We start from the raw sequence: 17,025 nt of genomic DNA on the forward strand, positions 1-17,025 counted from the left end.
CACTGGATTTCACGGCTGGAGGTAATGCCCTTGGAGTAGGCAAACAAAATAATCTTTAACAGCACAGCGGGGTCATACGCCGGACGGCCATTATCTTCATTCTGGTATTTGCTGTGAAATATCGACAGGTCCAGCTTGTTATCAATCAGGTAATGGATGGCGTGTTCAAAAGTGCCAGGCTGCAGTTGGTCGAGATAATTAATCACCACCATGGCACTTTGGTTGTAATCGTAAGGGATGTATTTAGGCATTAGGCGTTGTCCACTTTTTAATCAGACAACGCTATTTGATCACAAACTCGAACAGCTGAAAAGAGGTTTTTCTACAGCCTCAACGCTTGTGTCATCCGTTTGTGTACCCCAGACAAAACTTGCTGCTGTTTCATCATAGGTAGGGCCTGTCGTTCCACCATGGCTTACACTTAACTCGGCACCGTCAAAATCTTTACGCAGAATAATGTTAACTACGCCTGCTACAGCATCAGACCCATAAACCGCTGATGCACCATCTTTCAATATCTCAATACGTTCGATCGCGGCAACCGGTATGGAGTTAATATCAACAAAAGAATTGGCGATGTTTTCCGCAAAAGCGCTGATGGCGACCCGTCGGCCATTAATTAAGACTAACGTTGCATCAGAACCGAAGCCACGTAAACTGATTGCCGCCCCACCATTTGCAGTAGAGTCCTGGTTATTACCGCGGGTTGAGAAAGTGCCGGTTCCAGCTACAGGCGTGCGTTCCAGCAGCTGTTGTAAATTGGAAAAACCAGATTTAGCAATATCATCACGGCTGATAACATCGATCGGTGCAGCACCCTCTAAATCATTTCGTTTTATACGAGAACCGGTTACTTCAATTCTTTCTAACTTTTGCGCACCTGTGACTGTGTCACCCTGCTGAGCAAAAGTTAAGTTGCCGTAACATAGAGAGCTTACCGCTAGCGCACAAAGAGAGTATTTACGTGAGGTGTTCATATTCATCCTTTTTTTATTTGTTTTATCAATGGCTGCATAAGCAGCCATAAATAATTAGCACAAATTACAAAAAGTAACATCAAAGCAACACGCATTATTTGTGATAAATTGCTAATAAGTATATGTAGAGCATAAAAAAACCCCGCAACTGCGAGGTTTTTTTGATCTAAACTAATGTAGCGTTTTAGTTCTTAGCGTACTGACGTTCTAAACCAACAACTTTAGACTTTAAGCCAGCAAGGGTTGCCTGCTCAGTGCTGATTTTTTCATCGTACAGCTCAGTTAATCTGTCAATTTTTTGCTGAAGTGCTGCAAGCTCTTCAGCTTTAGGATAACTGCGGCGCATTTTGTATAAGTCAGCTTTCAACTCATCCAAACGCTCCTGCTTTTCCTGCTCAAGTTTGCTAATTTGAAACTCAACAAAACGGCCCTGCCGTTTTACAGCATCAACTTGCTGTTTAAATTCACCGCGAGTGCCAATCATTGCTGTGCCGAGCGGGCGCATGTCGACTTGTTCAGCTTCATCCGCACAAGGGAACTGGCTAAACTCAACAACACCATTATTTTCGCACTTATAAACAGCTGCTTGAGCTGAAAATGCGCCTAAAACCAATAAGTAACTTAATTTTTTCATTCGACACCCCACTTATGAGCAACAAATGTACAGAAATCTTACCAAAATCGCAAGTAAACCGATTTATTTATTTTACTTTTCTACTATGCGCTTATCCATTTTGCAATGCTTTCTTTATAAAGTTTGGCCACGCAGAAGCCGCCTGGTGTACAGCGACATTGTAGTATTCCGTACTGAATGACGCAGCAGCTGCGTCGGCTTCGCGAAAACCATTTATGGTTTCGCCCTTACGCGCCATAGTGCAAGTCCACCAACCTGACGGATACACCATTTGTGGAAAAAGCAATGTTTGCAAGCTGTCAAAGCCAACATCCTGCATGGCCTGGCGCATATCTTTTAGTAAAGGCATATGTATTAACGGTGATTCGCTTTGTTGAACCAAAATACCGCCATGGCGCAGTGCTTTGCGGCAGCTGTCATAAAATGCCCGGTTAAACAACCCTTCACCCGGGCCGATAGGATCGGTTGAGTCCACGATAATAACGTCGACCGACTCTGGTGCTGCTTCACGCATAAATTTGATACCGTCATCAAATTTCAATGTGGCGCGCGGGTCGTTATTTGATTCACATAGTTCCGGGAAGTATTTTTCAGACATCCTGGTAACTTGCTCATCAATGTCAATTTGAGTTACCGTCTCAACGTCTGGGTGTTTTAATACTTCACGTAAGGTGCCGCAGTCACCGCCGCCGATGATAACCACGTTTTTTGGATTAGCATGGGTAAATAATACCGGGTGGCTCAACATTTCATGGTATAAAAAGTTGTCGCGGCTGCTAAGCATTATAACGCCATCGATAACCATTAAATTACCAAAATGAGTGGTTTCAAACATTTCGATATGCTGAAAAGGCGACTGCACTTCATCCAGTTTTTTTGTGATAGCCAAACCAAAGGCGCTGCCGCTGGGGGCGAAAATTTCAGTGAACCAATTGTTGTCGCCAGACATAGTATTACCCTCAAAACAAATTAGCCGTATATTTTGCCTTTTTACGCCGCTAAGAACAAATATTTCCATGTTTTTTGCTGCAGCTTTAACATATTGGCTTTAAACTATGCACATCTCAATTTTAAAGGAACGACAATGGCCGACTGGGGCACTGAAAAAGCACGCTCTACCTACAACGTAGCGGTATGGAGTGATGGGTACTTTGATGTCAACACTGATGGCGATCTGGTGGCATATCCCGATCAAGACCACAGTAAGAATGGCATTAGCTTTCCCGAGCTAACTGCTAGATTTAAAGACGAAGGTTTAACCCTGCCGGTGCTGGTGCGCTTTACTGATATTTTGCAGCATCGGGTCGATACATTGATTAAATCTTTTCAACAGGCTAAAGCCGAAAAAGACTATCAAGGCCAGTACACTGCGGTATATCCAATAAAGGTAAACCAGCAGTTTTCAGTGGTAAAGCGCTTAATCAGCCATGACAGTGGTAAAGTAGGTTTGGAAGCCGGTAGTAAGCCTGAACTAATGGCAATTTTAGGTGTGACGGATCAACCTCTGCAAATTGTCTGCAACGGTTATAAAGACAGTGAGTTTTTGCGTCTGGCGACTATTGGCCAAATGATGGGCCATACCGTCTATGTCGTCGTCGAGAAACTATCAGAATTAAAAACCCTGTTACGCGAGATTGATAACCTGAACGCGGCGCCACGCATTGGTATCCGTATCCGGTTAAACTCGGTAGGTAAAGGTAAATGGCAAAATACCGGCGGTGAGAAAGGTAAGTTTGGTTTAACTGCCACCCAGGTATTACAAGCCATCGACGTTCTGCGTGACGCCGGCAAGCTAGATTTACTGCAGTTAGTACATTTTCACATCGGCTCGCAAATTGCCAACATACGTGACATTCATAATGCTATTCGCGAATGCGCACGCCATTATGCTGAATTGCGTACCTTGGGTGTGCCTATCACCACCGTTGATGTAGGGGGTGGCTTGGGTGTTGACTACGAAGGGTCAAAATCACGTTCTGCCTGCTCCATGAACTACACCATGATGGAATATGCCCGCAATGTAGTAAACGGCTTAAAAGAAGTGTGTGATGAGTACGACTTACCGCACCCTAATATCATTACCGAGTCAGGCCGCGCAATGACAGCGCATCATGCGGTATTGGTTACCGATGCTATCGATATTGAACGGGCTCCTGGCTTGGTTAACCTGCCAGAACCCAGCGAAGACTCGCCCACGGTAATTTTAGGTTTGTGGGAAGCATATCAAAACGTAACGCCGCGTACTGCGATCGAAGCGTATCATGACGCTGTACACTATTTTACAGATGCACATGCGCAGTATGTCCACGGTTTGCTGACATTAAAAGACTGGTCGTTGCTGGAGCAAATTTACTTTGCCACTATTAATAAGGTAAAAGCGAATCTGGATTTATCCGCTCGTTCACATCGTTCCATTCACGATGAGCTAAACGAGAAACTGGCCGACAAGTTGTTTGTTAACTTCTCTTTGTTCCAGTCAATGCCAGATGCCTGGGGTATCGATCAGCTGTTCCCGGTAATGCCACTAGAGCGAATGAATGAGCCACTTAATCACCGCGCCATTATTCAAGACATCACCTGTGACTCTGACGGTCAGTTGAAAAGCTATGCGGATGGTAACGGTATTGAAACAAGTTTGCCGCTGCCGTTGTATAAAGAAGACGAGCAGTACCTGCTAGGTATGTTTATGGTTGGCGCCTATCAGGAAATCTTAGGCGACTTGCATAACCTGTTTGGCGATACAGACTCTGTGCACGTTGAGTTAACGGATGATGGCAGTTACAAGCTAACAAACATCATTAAAGGTGACACCGTTGCTGATGTTCTGCGTTATGTGCAGTTTGACGCCAATAAACTAATTGCATCTTACAGCAAACAGTTAGCAAGATTGGATATGGCTAGCAGCAAAAAAGATGAATTGCTGGATGAACTAAAAGCCGGCGTTTATGGTTACACCTATTTTGAAGATTAAGGTAAACTAGCCACTGATCAGATGTGTTAACAGCAGGCTTGCCTGCTGTTATTATTTTTACCGGAAGACATATTAACCGGTCACGGATATCAGGTGCTGTTATGTTACATTTTTTGCCCCACCCGCTAACAGGCGTTATTTCACTACTGTTGTATGTCGTTAACACGCTGTTTTGGTGCATTCCTATCATGTTATTAGCCATTCTTAAACTGCCACCCGTTGTACGCTGGCAAAGCTGGATGAGCTACTTATTAGATGCCTGTGCCGTAGCGTGGATCAGTGTAAATAATTTAACTACGCGCGTGTTTACCCGAATTCGCTGGAAAGTATCCGGCCTGGAAGCCCTATCCCGCAAAGACTGGTATCTGATCCTAGCTAACCATCAGTCCTGGGCAGACATTCTGGTACTACAGAATGTGTTTAATCGAAAAATTCCATTTATTAAATTTTTTCTAAAAAAAGAACTGATTTACGTACCATTTTTAGGTATGTGCTGGTGGGCTTTGGATTTCCCCTTTATGAAGCGTTATAGCAAAGCATTTTTACAGCGTAACCCGCACCTAAAGGGCAAAGACATTGAAACAACCCGCAGAGCCTGCGATAAATTCCGCTTTAAACCTGTGACGATCATGAATTTTGTCGAAGGCACCCGCTTTACCGTTGATAAACACCAACAGCAACAATCTCCGTATTCGCATTTACTCAAACCTAAGGCTGGTGGAGCTGCCTTTGTATTAGGTGCTATGGGCGAACAACTGCACAAAATTCTTGATATAACGATTCATTACCCAACGGGTATTCCCAATTTTTGGGATTACATTTCCGGTAAAGTTCGTGATATAACAGTGCAAATTAATATCATCCCAATTACACCTGAGTTACTGGGCGATTACAACGACATACAATACCGTGAGCGCTTTCAGCAGTGGATAAACCAACTTTGGCAACACAAAGACAGCCAGCTGAGTAAGCTAAAACAGGGAGTTAAGCAGTAATGTTACATTTCTTACCGGGCTGGTTGTTGTTACCCTTCAGTTTTGCGTTGTTTAGTTTGAATCTGGCATTGTGGGGGCTGTTAGTTACACCACTGGGTATTATTAAACTCCTTCTGCCATTTAAACCTGTCCATCGCATAACGGCTTTGGCCGGTAAAGGCTGCTATCGTGGCTGGACTATCGGCAATACGGCGATCATTAACCTGTTCAACCAAGTTGATTGGCAAATCAGTGGTGCGCAAACATTAGAGCAGCATAGTTGGTATTTACTGATATCTAACCACAGAAGCTGGCTTGATATTCCAGTTGTTAGCACTGTTGCACATCGTCGCATTCCAGAACCGAAATTCTTCTTAAAAGATCAGTTGAAGTGGTTGCCATTTCTGGGCACGGGCTGCTGGGCACTTGATATGCCTTTTATGAAACGCTACAGCGCTGCACAACTAGCAAAACGGCCTGAGCTAAAAGGCAAAGATATCGAAACAACACGCAAGTCTTGCCAAAAGTTCAAAACCGTACCGACAACGATTATCAACTTTGTTGAAGGCACTCGCTTTACCGACACTAAAAAACAACAAAAACAAAGCCCGTTTCAGTTTTTGTTGCCACCCAAGGCCGGTGGTATTGCCTTTACATTGGCTAGTATGGGAGAACAATTTAACGCTATTTTAGATTTTACCGTTTTATACCCCGATAACCCACAACACGCTGCGTTGGATATGCTTATGGGCAAACTTAAACGCGTGGTGGTGCAGGTAGAAACCTTGCCGATTGACCAACATATTATCGGTGACTATTTCAATGATGAGCAATTTAGGCAAGGTTTTCAGCAGTGGTTAAACCAGCGTTGGCAGCATAAGGAGCAGCTGATCTATCAGTACCATCAGACCAACTGCCTGGCTGAAACTACGGAGCAATTACCATGCTAAATGATGTATTGATGCAACTAGCACAGGCGGTTCGCTGGCCTGAACCCTGGTTAGAAGCCTTTATTCTTGGCTGCAACATTGTGATTGCAACTGTTATCGTAGCGCTATGTTTTTATCTTGCCAGAGGTTTTTTAAGGCCGATATTAGCACGGGTGCTGGATAAACTAGATGGCCGGTTAACCACTGAAACAGCTCTTGAGCGTGGCAAGCTTGCTAGCCGAGTGGCGCATTTACTGCCAGCTTTAGTGCTGCAAGCGTTGTCACCTCTGTTATTTAGCCATTACGAACATCTGAGTTCCGTTTTAGCTATTGTGGTACTGCTGTATCTCTATCTTTTTATCGGTATGGCCATTGCCGCTGCCATCTCCTTAATTGGCAAAAGCTATGCTCATTTAGTTACTAACCCAACTATCCCTTATCAGGGTATTTCACAGTTACTAAAGTTACTGACCTTTATTTTGTTCAGTATCTTAATTATCAGTACCACGTTAGGCAAATCGCCAGCATTACTGCTTAGTGGTTTGGGGGCGTTAACCGCAGTATTATTATTGGTATTTAAGGACGCAATTCTAGGTTTTGTCGCCAGTATTCAGATAGCCGTTAACAATATGGTTAATGTAGGTGACTGGATCGAAATGCCGAAATATGGTGCTGATGGTAGTGTCATCGAAATTGCGCTGACCACCGTAAAAGTCAGAAACTGGGATAATACCATTACCACAATTCCCACTTATGCCCTGATATCAGACTCCTTCAAGAACTGGCGTGGCATGCAACAATCTGGCGGGCGCAGAATAAAACGCGCTATTAATATTGATATTAATACTATCCGTTTTATCAAAGGCGATGAGTTAGAACAGTTAAAACAGCGCAGCCGATTACAAACCTTCTTTGAGCAGCCCGATGTGATAAACCTATTGGCATCTGACGATGTAACCAATATTGCCTTGTTGCGATACTATGTGCGGGATACGTTACGCCAGCACCCTGATATCAATCAGAATATGACCTTGATGGTACGTCAACTGCAACCGACCGAAGTGGGCTTGCCCATCGAAATATATTGTTTTAGTGCCGACAAGAACTGGTTGAATTACGAAGCTATTCAGGCAGATATTTTTGATAGATTATTTGCCATTTTGCCAGTTTTTGATTTAGCCGCGTTCCAGCGGATTGGCTCCCGCCAGGAACTTCCGCTTCGTGGCTAGATGGCTTTATAAGCGCGCAGCAGAATGTTGCGCGGTGTAACCTGATAATCACAAAACTCAGTTAGGCTCACACAATAACCTTGCTGCTGTAAAAACAACGCTTTATCCAGCGATAGCCATAGCTCCAGTGGGCGGCGAAAAATATGCCGGATTAAATCAATACGCTTTACCAATGCCGCGCGCTTTTCAGCACGCGCCATGTAACAGGCCCAGTCAATGTTATCCGGTAGATTGATGCTGTGTTGTGCTGCCGCCCAACTAACAAAATCGCTTAACTCGTGTGTAAACCAATGTTTGGCTACCGAAGACAATGGCCGATATTGCTTGTCGTTGGTAACCTCTGCACGTAACTCATCGTAGACCAACCGCCAAAGCACTTCGGTTGCGCGCAGTTTTTCTATACGGTCTCCTGCTGTAACCTGGCCCTGCACGGCAAGTTTTAAATCTTCTTTGGATAAGGTTAAATCCTCTTGCTGAGCTAGACTAGACAGCGGTCGATAATGGCTATTGGGGATGAGGTGATAGCAGCATGGCACCAAGTGCAATTGACGGCACTGCGCCTGCACCATCTGCTCTAAAAGCGTAATATGTAATTGACCACAGGCGTGCAATGCGACAATTTGCTGTTCTGCCTGCAAAATAGCAGTCAGCGGCTGGGTTAATACATCATCACAAACAAACCGTTGCGGCAATTGATATTTTTCAGCCAACTTCTCTCCCGCGTCACAAAGTGCACGTTGCCATTCAACACTCGTTACCGGTTGAGTAAAACGATGCGCTAATATACGCCCCAAGTGCCCTTTTCCCGCACACCACTCAATAATTGGCAATGCACTGGGAGTCCAATGCTGACATAACGCGTCAATTTGTTGCAACTTACGCCCGCCAATTCCGTTGGCTAACCAAAATGGCAGCGCAGCAACATCTTGCTGCATCGGCTGAGACGGCAGCTTGGTTAACTCAAACGCAGCAGGGAAAAACGCGGAAAAAGCTTGTTGCAGTACATTAGGATCAGTATCAAGACGTGCGATTTCAGTGTCATTAAGCGACCATAAGTAGGCATTAAGCTCGTTGTGCTGCCACGGTAATTCAGCACAATTAAATGGCAATATTTGCCAAAAAGCCCGGTTATTACTTAGCAACGCCGTGAGTTGTTGAAAGTGATCCGTAATGCTTAACGCCATAAAATACCATCACCCTTTTGCCAGCGCCAACCTTGTGCTTTATAGTGAAGCTGTTCGAATATATAAAGGCTACTATGATAATTCAACGAGTCAGCAGTAACAGCAATTTTATTAGCTGGGCAGGAAGCATTCTGCTATTGGCATTATTTTCTTATCTGGGGTGGGTTGATTATCAACAAATGCAAACCATGGCGGCCATACAAAAATGGGCTGTGGCTTATCTCGTCAGTGAACTGCTGTTACTCTTGCTGTTATCAGATATGCAGCGCGTTACACGCCAACTTATGTCGCGTTTGCGCTATGAACAAGAGGCAAAGCAACAGCAACAAGCCGCTGAAAGTAAACAACATCAACATGCATTGAGTATCCTTAATAATATTGCAGCCAGCTTTTCGCCAGATTGGCACCAGCAAATGCGCGACGCGCTGCATGTAGCGTCTGATTATCTGCAATTACCGATAGCTATTCTCAGCAATATTGAAAAAAATAATTATCAGGTTATTGTGCAGTACACCGTAGATAACAGCTTGCAAGACGGTGCTAATTTTGACCTGGGCGAAACTTACTGCAGCATCACTATGCAGTCAAAGCAGGTTATCGCCATTGACCATATGCACGCTAGCGAATACGCCAGCCATCCTTGTTACAACAATTTTAAGTTAGAAAGCTATATTGGCGTGCAAGTGTTAGTAGAAGGCAGCCCTTATGGTACGGTTAACTTTTCATCTACAGAAGCCAGGCAACGTCCGTTTAGCCAACTTGAAATCGAATTTATCAGCCTTTTAGCGCGCTGGATCGGCAGCGTGTTAGAGCGTCGTCGCTATTTGGATGCACAAGTAGAAGTCGCGCAACGACTGAAAAAAGTGTCAGCCCAATTACCTGGTATGGTATATCAGTTCAAACTAACCCCTGACGGTAAAGCAAGCTTTCCTTATAGCAGCGATGGCATAAAAGAGATATATCATCTCACGCCGGAGCAAGTATTAAATGACGCCTCAGCAGTATTTGACCTAACTCATCCTGATGATGTCTTACTCGTTAAAAGTACGATTTCTGAGTCAGCAAAACGGCTATCAAAGTGGATAATTGAATACCGGATAAAATACCCGGATGGTGAAGTTGCCTGGGTTGCAGGCAGGGCTGTTCCTGAAAAACAGCCAGACAGCAGTATTCTTTGGCATGGCTTTATAACGGATATTACTGAACGTAAACAAATTGAAAAGTTAAAAGATGAATTTGTCTCTTCAGTCAGTCATGAACTACGCACCCCCTTAACCTCTATTGCTGGGGCCATCGGACTGCTGCATGGTAAGGTTCTTGGTGTTTTACCTGAAAAGGCCGCAGAAATGGTCGGTATGGCCATGGCGAATGTGCAGAAATTACAAATTCTGATCAATGACCTACTGGACATGGATAAACTCGTCGCAGGCAAAATGCAGTTTGATATGCAAACCCAACCGTTATTGCCGATTCTGCAAAAGTCAGTGTTGGACAATAAAAACTATGCTGAGCAGTTTAAAGTACACTATAACTTAAGCGATAAAATAGATGATATTTGGGTAAATGTAGACAGTTTACGTTTGCAGCAAGTGATGACTAATTTACTGTCCAACGCGGCTAAATTTTCTCCACCAAATGCTGAAGTTGATATTGTCATTGAGCACGACAGCGACAAGGTAACAGTAAAGGTGATAGATCATGGCATTGGTATCAATGACAATTTTAAACCGCTTATTTTCAGTCAGTTCTCTCAAGCGGACAGCTCAGACAGTAAAATTAAAGGTGGTACCGGACTTGGCCTCGCCATAAGCAAGCAACTGATAACCAGAATGAATGGTGATATTGGCTTTGAATCTTCATTAAATCATGGCGCAGAGTTTTATATTCGTCTGCCCGTAGCTATCGAGACAGCACAACAATCTGAGGCTTTTTATGACTGACCTACAACGTATAATGCATGTGGAAGATGATCCTTCCATTCAACAGGTCGCTAAAATTGCGCTGGAAGCTGTGGGCGGTTTTACTGTGCATACCTGCAGTTGTGGCCAGCAGGCGCTGGAGGACTATCCCAACGTTGCGCCACAGCTTATTTTGTTAGACGTAATGATGCCAGGCATGGACGGACCAACCACACTGCAACATTTACAGCAAAAGTATGATTTGGCCAAAGTTCCTGTCGTATTTATGACAGCAAAAGTACAGAGTAACGAAGTTGCGTCTTACAAAAAACTCGGCGGCGCTGACGTAGTAGTAAAACCATTCGACCCAATGACGCTATCTGACCAGATCCGCCAAATCTGGACAGATTTTCAGCGTTAGTGTCTTAGTACAACAGGCTGTACAATTTTCGCCGATACAATGAAGCAACCGCATCGCCCTTAGGTAAAGCTGCTAAGATGTCCAGATACAATTTTTTGCTACTGCCAAAGTTAAGATCGTGTTGCAGTATGCTAAACAGTACTGCCAGCGCATCTTCACTGCGCTGCACGGCTTGATATTGCACCGCCAGTTTCTCTTTAAGCTCGGCATTGTCAGGTTCAGCAGTTAACCTGGCTTCCAGCGCCTTAATTTCCGGCGTGTCAGCCGCCTCTTTTGCCAATGCTATTTTAGCCAATACTGACTTATACAATGCATCCTGATCGGCCAGTTTAATTTCTGCCAATAAGCTTTCAGCCTGGGGTAACTGGCCTAAATTTACCGCAGTATCTGCCAGCCAAAGCTTTATTTCTGTGCGCTGTGGCGCTAACGTCAAAGCATCTTTTAACAGCGGGTAAGCGCCGGCGTAATCTGCTGTAGCTAACAGGGCTTCTGCCTGTGCCAGTAAATCGTCTTCCGGTTTAGGTAAGTACGCAGCTAACTTTTCACGAATGGCCTGTTCCGTTTCCACGCCAGCAAAACCATCAACCGGTCTGCCTTGCTTAATCATCATTACCGTTGGCAACGACTGCACACCAAACTGCATCGCCAAATCAGGTTCATTGTCGCAGTCAACTCTGGCTAACAATAATTGTTGCGGGTATTGCTGCACAATACGCTCAAGTATAGGGCTAAGCTGTTTACAGCCCTCACTACGTGCAGACCAGAACTGAAACAAAACCAATTTATCCATGGAGGCATCTAATACCTCACGGGCATTATTCACTGAGACATCAACAATAGGTTGTGACATAAGAAAGAAAAATCCTGTATGAACCAAAACAAAAGAATTAACAATACTATGTGGGCACTGTAACGTCTTTGCAAGCCTTGTAAAACCTGAACTAAGCGCCAAAAAAGCATCGACATCTGCTGCGCTATCACGTAAATTAACCTGGCGCACAAAAAATGACTGCACAGCAGCAAATAACCATAGCGCCATAGTTTGAGTTTAACAGCTTACTCTGTTTAACCAGTTCACGTAGCAAACAATATAAAGCCACCCACGTGGTTTTAAGGTACATCCATTACGACTTTACCTGTAAAGCCGTATGGTGTTTTCTTTGCCACAGCAAACTATGAGATGGAATAATGACCAGCCAGACTAAGTCAACCGACTTAACCAATCCAACAGAAATGTTGTCCGGTGCCGCCATGGTAATTCGGGCCCTTGCCGACGAGGGTGTCGAGTACCTGTATGGCTATCCGGGCGGAGCCGTATTACACATCTACGATGCTTTATTTCAGCAGAATAAAGTGAAACACGTACTGGTTCGCCACGAACAAGCCGCCACCCATATGGCGGATGCTTACGCCCGCGCAAGCGGCAAAGCCGGCGTAGTATTAGTCACGTCAGGCCCGGGCGCAACCAATGCGGTTACCGGCATCGCTACGGCCTACATGGACTCTATTCCTATGGTGGTGTTAACCGGCCAGGTAATGAGCCATTTAATTGGTGGTGATGCGTTTCAGGAAACTGACATGCTTGGCATCTCGCGGCCCATTTGTAAGCACAATATGTCCGTGCGCCGGCCGGAAGACATTCCGTACTTAATTAAAAAAGCATTTCATATCGCTCAAACCGGTCGTCCTGGCCCGGTGGTGCTGGACATCCCAAAAGATATGACTATGCCAAATCAGGCATATGCCTATCATTATCCCAAAGACATTAGCTTGCGCTCTTATCAGCCAAAACAGCAGGGCCATGCCGGCCAGATTAAAAAAGCTGTAAGCGCATTATTGACAGCGAAAAAGCCTATTTTATATGCCGGTGGCGGTGTCATTATGGGCGGTGCGTCTACTGAGTTAACCGAACTGGCACAGCTACTAAACCTGCCGGTAACCAATACGTTAATGGGATTAGGTGCTTACCCTGCCGGTGATAAGCAGTTTATTGGCATGTTGGGTATGCACGGTAGCTACGAAGCGAACCAAACCATGCACCATGCCGATGTTATTATCGCGGTGGGTGCCCGCTTTGATGATCGCGTAACCAATAACACGAAAAAATTCTGCCCGGATGCCACCATTATCCATATCGATATCGACCCGGCCAGTATCAGTAAAACCGTGAATGCGCATATTCCGATTGTTGGTCTGGTGCAACCGGTGTTGCGCGACATGCTGGCGATACTTAAACAGAAAAAGAAAAAACTGGATAGCGCGGCATTAGCACAATGGTGGCAACAAATTGAGCAGTGGCGCACGGTACATGGCGGTCGCTATGACACAACAGCACCTCTACTAAAACCACAATATGTTATTGAGCAAGTTAGCAAAATTACCAATGGCGAAGCCTATGTTTGCAGCGATGTTGGCCAGCACCAAATGTTTGCCGCACAATATTATCCATTTAACAAACCCAACCGCTGGATCAACTCAGGTGGTTTAGGCACCATGGGTTTTGGTTTGCCTGCCGCAATGGGCGTAAAACTGAATTACCCCGATGCCGACGTGGTTTGTGTGACCGGCGAAGGCTCTATTCAAATGAATATTCAGGAGCTGTCTACCTGTAAGCAATACGGCTTAGGTGTAAAGATCATCAATCTTAACAACGGTTATCTGGGCATGGTTAAACAATGGCAGGATATGAACTATGAATCCCGCTATGCCAGTTCCTACATGGACTCCCTGCCCGACTTTGTCAAACTGGCAGAAGCCTATGGCCATGTTGGCATTCGTGTTACCACACCGGAAGAGCTGCAACCTGCGCTGGAACGCGCCTTTGCATTAAAAGACCAACTGGTGTTTTTAGATATTCATATCGACCCGAAAGAGCACGTTTACCCGATGCAGGTGCCTGGCGGCGCGATGAATGACATGTTCTTAAGCAAAACAGAGAGGACTTAACATGCGGCATATTATTTCTGTTCTGCTGGAAAACGAATCTGGCGCTTTAGCACGTTTAGTTGGCTTATTTGCTCAGCGCGGCTACAACATTGATTCACTTAATGTTGCCCCCACAGATGACCCCACATTATCCCGGTTGACGTTAGTTACCCATGGCAATGATCAGGTCATCGAACAAATTAGCAAGCAACTGCATAAGCTGATTGAAGTCGTCAAAGTATCGGATATCAGCGAAGCGGCGCACATAGAGCGTGAGCTCATGCTGGTCAAGGTAAAAGCCAGCGCGAGCCAACGCGAAGAAGTAAAACGCTGTGCTGATATTTTCCGTGGCCAAATTATCGATGTAACCCCTGTCACCTACACCATTCAATTGGTAGGCACCAGCGATAAACTGGATGCGTTTATACAAGCACTGGGAGCAACGCCCATTCTTGAAGTCGTTCGCAGCGGCGCTTCGGGTATTGCCCGCGGTGAAAAAACCTTAACATTGTAACCGTAAATAGTGCGGGCTGGCTTGCGCTGCCAGCCTACGCTATGCTGTTCGTAAGCTCGACTTACGGACAAGCCAATGCACTCAGCATTAATCTACCTATTACTCTCTCCCCTCATGCTGTTTTTCAGCTTTACGTCTGTAGCACAACAGAAGCAAGAAGTGCTGCTGCTAACCTACCATTTGAAAGCACCTTACATCGTCGACCTTGGTGAGCAAAAAGGTCTCTATTTCGACCTGGCGAATTATATGAACCAACATAGTGAGAGTTATTTTTTTAAAACCGAGTTTATGCCGCGTAAAAGAATCAATGCCATACTGCAACGTCCTTTTCCCCATGTCGTTATAGGTGTTCAGCCAGTTTGGTTTAAACAATTTGCTGACAAAGTCAGTTTTACTCCCGCGATTCTGCAAGAAGACGATGTGTTTATTTCCTTAAAAACCAACCCGGTGACAAATGATGATTTAGAAAGCCTAAAGGGGAAAACATTCATTGGTGTGCAAGGTTATCGTTACGTCATGTTAGAAGCAGCGGAGCAGCAAGGCGTATTAACCCGGGTAGATACATTGCAAGAAGATAATGTACTAGACATGTTAAGACTTGGCCGCGGCGATTTCACCATCACCAGTTTATCTACATTGCGCTACAAATTTAGTCATGGCGAAGACGAGAATAGCTACTTTATTGCCAAGCAGCCCCATGAGCACGTTAAACGACGTTTAATGTATAGTACCAGTGATAAAAAACTCGGCAAGGAACTCAACCTTATCGTGGCAATAATGCAAAAAGATGCTGCGTGGTTTGAGGTTATCAATCAATATAATTTGGATAAATCGTTTATCCCCGCCAACTAATACGATCTAAATTGATCATTGTTGTCCACTGCACAATTCTGGAAACGCAAATTCCCTGTTGGCTTAAATACAACCACATGTTAACGTAAATTTATAGCCTGCAATATATAAGAAACAATCATGACGCTAAATAGTGTATTTAGTATTTATCTTTCGCTGTTCACTGCAACCTTCCCGGCTGCTGCACTGGTGCCAATACTTGATGTTTATCCACGTTGTGATTATAGCGTTAAACAACATATTACAACCGTCAGTAGAGCGGGCAGCAGCCAGCAAGATGCGAACAGCAAAAGCGCTGACGTGCTGCAAGACGCTTTGTTACAGCTTCAACAACAAGCGTCAGGTAAGGGTGATGCCATCATTTTGACTAAAGTTATTGGGCAGTTATCCAAAGACAGAATATTTTTCAGCAACGAAAAAGCAGAAACAGAGATTATTTACCGCCTTGGAGCAGACGTTATTTCGCTATGCACCGAAGACAACTCTAAGCCATTTATAGCCACGCCATTCGATACCAAAGGCATGCGGCAGGTTGATAGAAACGCAGAAAATGACACCACAATAAAGATGGTTATCAATACCACTATTTCCGCCACGTCAAAGCAACAAGCTGAGATCGACGATGCCTCTATCAGTTTAAATACCGGCTTTCATGGTGCAACCCTTGGTAGCAGCCGCCAACAACTCGAAGACATTTTTGGACCAGCCGAGAGCTTTTTCCAGTATGAAGACGATTATTTTATGCTGGCCTATGGCAATCAACTCTGGTTAACTTTTGCAAATAATCAGTTGGTACAGGCCAAGCATACGTCTGAAAACTTTACCTATGACCTCACCAGTCAACTGCTAGCTGACCGCCATCCGAAATTAGCGGACTGGCAACTAGATAATCTTTTTAGCAAGCGCAGCCTATTACCTGAACTTAAGGCGCATTACACCACAGCGTTAAGCCAGCTAACGGCCACAGAATATTTTTTACAGCAACAGCAAGCTATTATTCGACTAATATTTAGCGAGTATCTGGATATTGAATCTTCCCAGCAACAGATAAAATTGACCGACATCAGCCTTGAGCATGCTGAATTACCACCATTACCTGCATTACAATTACCGACACTAAAAGACATTAGCACTGAAGCTACACAACCGGCCATGGCACCGTTGCAAAAAGCCAACTGGGAACAAATGCTGAATAATTTACCGGCAACAAACTACAGCACCACTAAAGAGCAAAAACGATTACAGCTGTATCGGCCTGAACTCGCTGCGGTTTATGCTGAAACAGGGCTTAGCGAAGTGCAGTTTTCACTTCTTACACAAAATTCCCGCTTAACTCAACTACAGCAATTGCTGGCACTGTTTTCATTACCGACAACCAGGCAGCAATTTATTACCCAACATCCTGATGCTTTTGAAACTAACGGTAGACTTGTTGTTTATCATGACATGCTTGAAATAAACGCGACTTTTACTGATAACGACAAAATCGACAGCTTTATAGTGAAATGGTTTTAAGC

General features: G+C 44.6%; 16 protein-coding genes. 10 read left to right on the top strand and 6 right to left on the bottom strand.

Features of this window, described 5'->3' with window-relative positions:
- The 4 genes from H595_RS0111865 to speE all read right to left on the bottom strand — a co-directional run.
- A partial coding sequence (locus tag H595_RS0111865; RefSeq protein WP_027671415.1) for a transposase occupies positions 1-251 on the bottom strand: 251 nt, incomplete at its 3' end.
- A 39-nt stretch (positions 252-290) separates the two neighbouring features.
- A complete protein-coding gene (locus tag H595_RS0111870) occupies positions 291-1,025 on the bottom strand; it encodes a TonB-dependent receptor plug domain-containing protein (protein WP_027671416.1) in 735 nt (244 codons plus the stop codon).
- A gap of 136 nt (positions 1,026-1,161) precedes the next feature.
- A complete protein-coding gene (locus tag H595_RS0111875; protein WP_027671417.1) occupies positions 1,162-1,611 on the bottom strand; it encodes a DUF4124 domain-containing protein in 450 nt (149 codons plus the stop codon).
- Between the two features lie 91 nt (positions 1,612-1,702).
- Positions 1,703-2,560 (bottom strand): polyamine aminopropyltransferase, encoded by an 858-nt coding sequence (gene speE / locus H595_RS0111880; RefSeq protein ID WP_027671418.1) that lies wholly within the window; start codon positions 2,558-2,560, stop codon positions 1,703-1,705.
- A 135-nt stretch (positions 2,561-2,695) separates the two neighbouring features.
- Here speE and speA point away from each other — a divergent pair, with 135 nt between their 5' ends.
- From speA to H595_RS0111900, 4 genes are all read left to right on the top strand, one after another.
- Positions 2,696-4,582, top strand: coding sequence for a biosynthetic arginine decarboxylase (gene speA / locus H595_RS0111885; protein WP_027671419.1), 1,887 nt, complete (start codon positions 2,696-2,698; stop codon positions 4,580-4,582).
- Positions 4,583-4,683: 101 nt separating this feature from the next.
- On the top strand, positions 4,684-5,577 hold the full coding sequence (locus H595_RS0111890; RefSeq protein ID WP_027671420.1) for an acyltransferase: 894 nt from the start codon (positions 4,684-4,686) through the stop codon (positions 5,575-5,577).
- On the top strand, positions 5,577-6,506 hold the full coding sequence (locus tag H595_RS0111895; RefSeq protein WP_027671421.1) for an acyltransferase: 930 nt from the start codon (positions 5,577-5,579) through the stop codon (positions 6,504-6,506). The genes H595_RS0111890 and H595_RS0111895 overlap by 1 nt, the downstream gene beginning before the upstream one ends.
- The gene (locus H595_RS0111900) at positions 6,500-7,714 is read left to right on the top strand and encodes a mechanosensitive ion channel family protein (RefSeq protein ID WP_027671422.1); all 1,215 of its coding nucleotides are present in this window, start codon (positions 6,500-6,502) and stop codon (positions 7,712-7,714) included. The genes H595_RS0111895 and H595_RS0111900 overlap by 7 nt, the downstream gene beginning before the upstream one ends.
- On the opposite strand, the gene H595_RS0111905 is transcribed toward H595_RS0111900, so the two are convergent.
- Entirely contained in the window at positions 7,711-8,898 is a 1,188-nt protein-coding gene (locus H595_RS0111905) for a methyltransferase (RefSeq protein WP_027671423.1), read from the bottom strand. The two genes, H595_RS0111900 and H595_RS0111905, sit on opposite strands and share 4 nt — an antisense overlap.
- Positions 8,899-8,972: 74 nt before the next feature.
- Between H595_RS0111905 and H595_RS22220 the strand changes: the two genes are divergently transcribed.
- Entirely contained in the window at positions 8,973-10,838 is a 1,866-nt protein-coding gene (locus H595_RS22220; RefSeq protein ID WP_051219861.1) for a sensor histidine kinase, read from the top strand.
- Positions 10,831-11,217, top strand: coding sequence for a response regulator (locus H595_RS0111915; protein ID WP_027671424.1), 387 nt, complete (start codon positions 10,831-10,833; stop codon positions 11,215-11,217). Before H595_RS22220 ends, H595_RS0111915 begins: the two co-directional genes overlap by 8 nt.
- 4 nt (positions 11,218-11,221) lie before the next feature.
- On the opposite strand, the gene H595_RS0111920 is transcribed toward H595_RS0111915, so the two are convergent.
- A complete protein-coding gene (locus H595_RS0111920; protein ID WP_027671425.1) occupies positions 11,222-12,067 on the bottom strand; it encodes a co-chaperone YbbN in 846 nt (281 codons plus the stop codon).
- A gap of 338 nt (positions 12,068-12,405) precedes the next feature.
- Here H595_RS0111920 and H595_RS0111925 point away from each other — a divergent pair, with 338 nt between their 5' ends.
- The 4 genes from H595_RS0111925 to H595_RS0111940 all read left to right on the top strand — a co-directional run bounded on the left by H595_RS0111925 (position 12,406) and on the right by H595_RS0111940 (position 17,023).
- The gene (locus H595_RS0111925; RefSeq protein WP_027671426.1) at positions 12,406-14,163 is read left to right on the top strand and encodes an acetolactate synthase 3 large subunit; all 1,758 of its coding nucleotides are present in this window, start codon (positions 12,406-12,408) and stop codon (positions 14,161-14,163) included.
- Between the two features lies 1 nt (position 14,164).
- Positions 14,165-14,656 (top strand): acetolactate synthase small subunit, encoded by a 492-nt coding sequence (ilvN, locus tag H595_RS0111930; protein ID WP_027671427.1) that lies wholly within the window; start codon positions 14,165-14,167, stop codon positions 14,654-14,656.
- Between the two features lie 75 nt (positions 14,657-14,731).
- Positions 14,732-15,508, top strand: coding sequence for a type 2 periplasmic-binding domain-containing protein (locus H595_RS0111935; protein ID WP_084153585.1), 777 nt, complete (start codon positions 14,732-14,734; stop codon positions 15,506-15,508).
- 120 nt (positions 15,509-15,628) lie between these two features.
- Entirely contained in the window at positions 15,629-17,023 is a 1,395-nt protein-coding gene (locus H595_RS0111940; RefSeq protein WP_027671429.1) for a hypothetical protein, read from the top strand.
- Positions 17,024-17,025: the final 2 nt, after the last annotated feature.

This window comes from Rheinheimera baltica DSM 14885, assembly GCF_000425345.1.
GTDB classification, from domain to species: domain Bacteria; phylum Pseudomonadota; class Gammaproteobacteria; order Enterobacterales; family Alteromonadaceae; genus Alishewanella; species Alishewanella baltica.

Coding starts and splice junctions, on each gene's coding strand:
- H595_RS0111940 (WP_027671429.1), top strand. CDS start 15,629: ATGACGCTAAATAGTGTATTTAGTATTTATCTTTCGCTGTTCACTGCA.
- speA (WP_027671419.1), top strand. CDS start 2,696: ATGGCCGACTGGGGCACTGAAAAAGCACGCTCTACCTACAACGTAGCG.
- H595_RS0111935 (WP_084153585.1), top strand. CDS start 14,732: ATGCACTCAGCATTAATCTACCTATTACTCTCTCCCCTCATGCTGTTT.
- H595_RS0111925 (WP_027671426.1), top strand. CDS start 12,406: ATGACCAGCCAGACTAAGTCAACCGACTTAACCAATCCAACAGAAATG.
- H595_RS0111915 (WP_027671424.1), top strand. CDS start 10,831: ATGACTGACCTACAACGTATAATGCATGTGGAAGATGATCCTTCCATT.
- H595_RS0111875 (WP_027671417.1), bottom strand. CDS start 1,611: ATGAAAAAATTAAGTTACTTATTGGTTTTAGGCGCATTTTCAGCTCAA.
- speE (WP_027671418.1), bottom strand. CDS start 2,560: ATGTCTGGCGACAACAATTGGTTCACTGAAATTTTCGCCCCCAGCGGC.
- H595_RS0111920 (WP_027671425.1), bottom strand. CDS start 12,067: ATGTCACAACCTATTGTTGATGTCTCAGTGAATAATGCCCGTGAGGTA.
- H595_RS0111870 (WP_027671416.1), bottom strand. CDS start 1,025: ATGGCTGCTTATGCAGCCATTGATAAAACAAATAAAAAAAGGATGAAT.
- ilvN (WP_027671427.1), top strand. CDS start 14,165: ATGCGGCATATTATTTCTGTTCTGCTGGAAAACGAATCTGGCGCTTTA.
- H595_RS0111895 (WP_027671421.1), top strand. CDS start 5,577: ATGTTACATTTCTTACCGGGCTGGTTGTTGTTACCCTTCAGTTTTGCG.
- H595_RS0111890 (WP_027671420.1), top strand. CDS start 4,684: ATGTTACATTTTTTGCCCCACCCGCTAACAGGCGTTATTTCACTACTG.
- H595_RS0111905 (WP_027671423.1), bottom strand. CDS start 8,898: ATGGCGTTAAGCATTACGGATCACTTTCAACAACTCACGGCGTTGCTA.
- H595_RS0111900 (WP_027671422.1), top strand. CDS start 6,500: ATGCTAAATGATGTATTGATGCAACTAGCACAGGCGGTTCGCTGGCCT.
- H595_RS22220 (WP_051219861.1), top strand. CDS start 8,973: ATGATAATTCAACGAGTCAGCAGTAACAGCAATTTTATTAGCTGGGCA.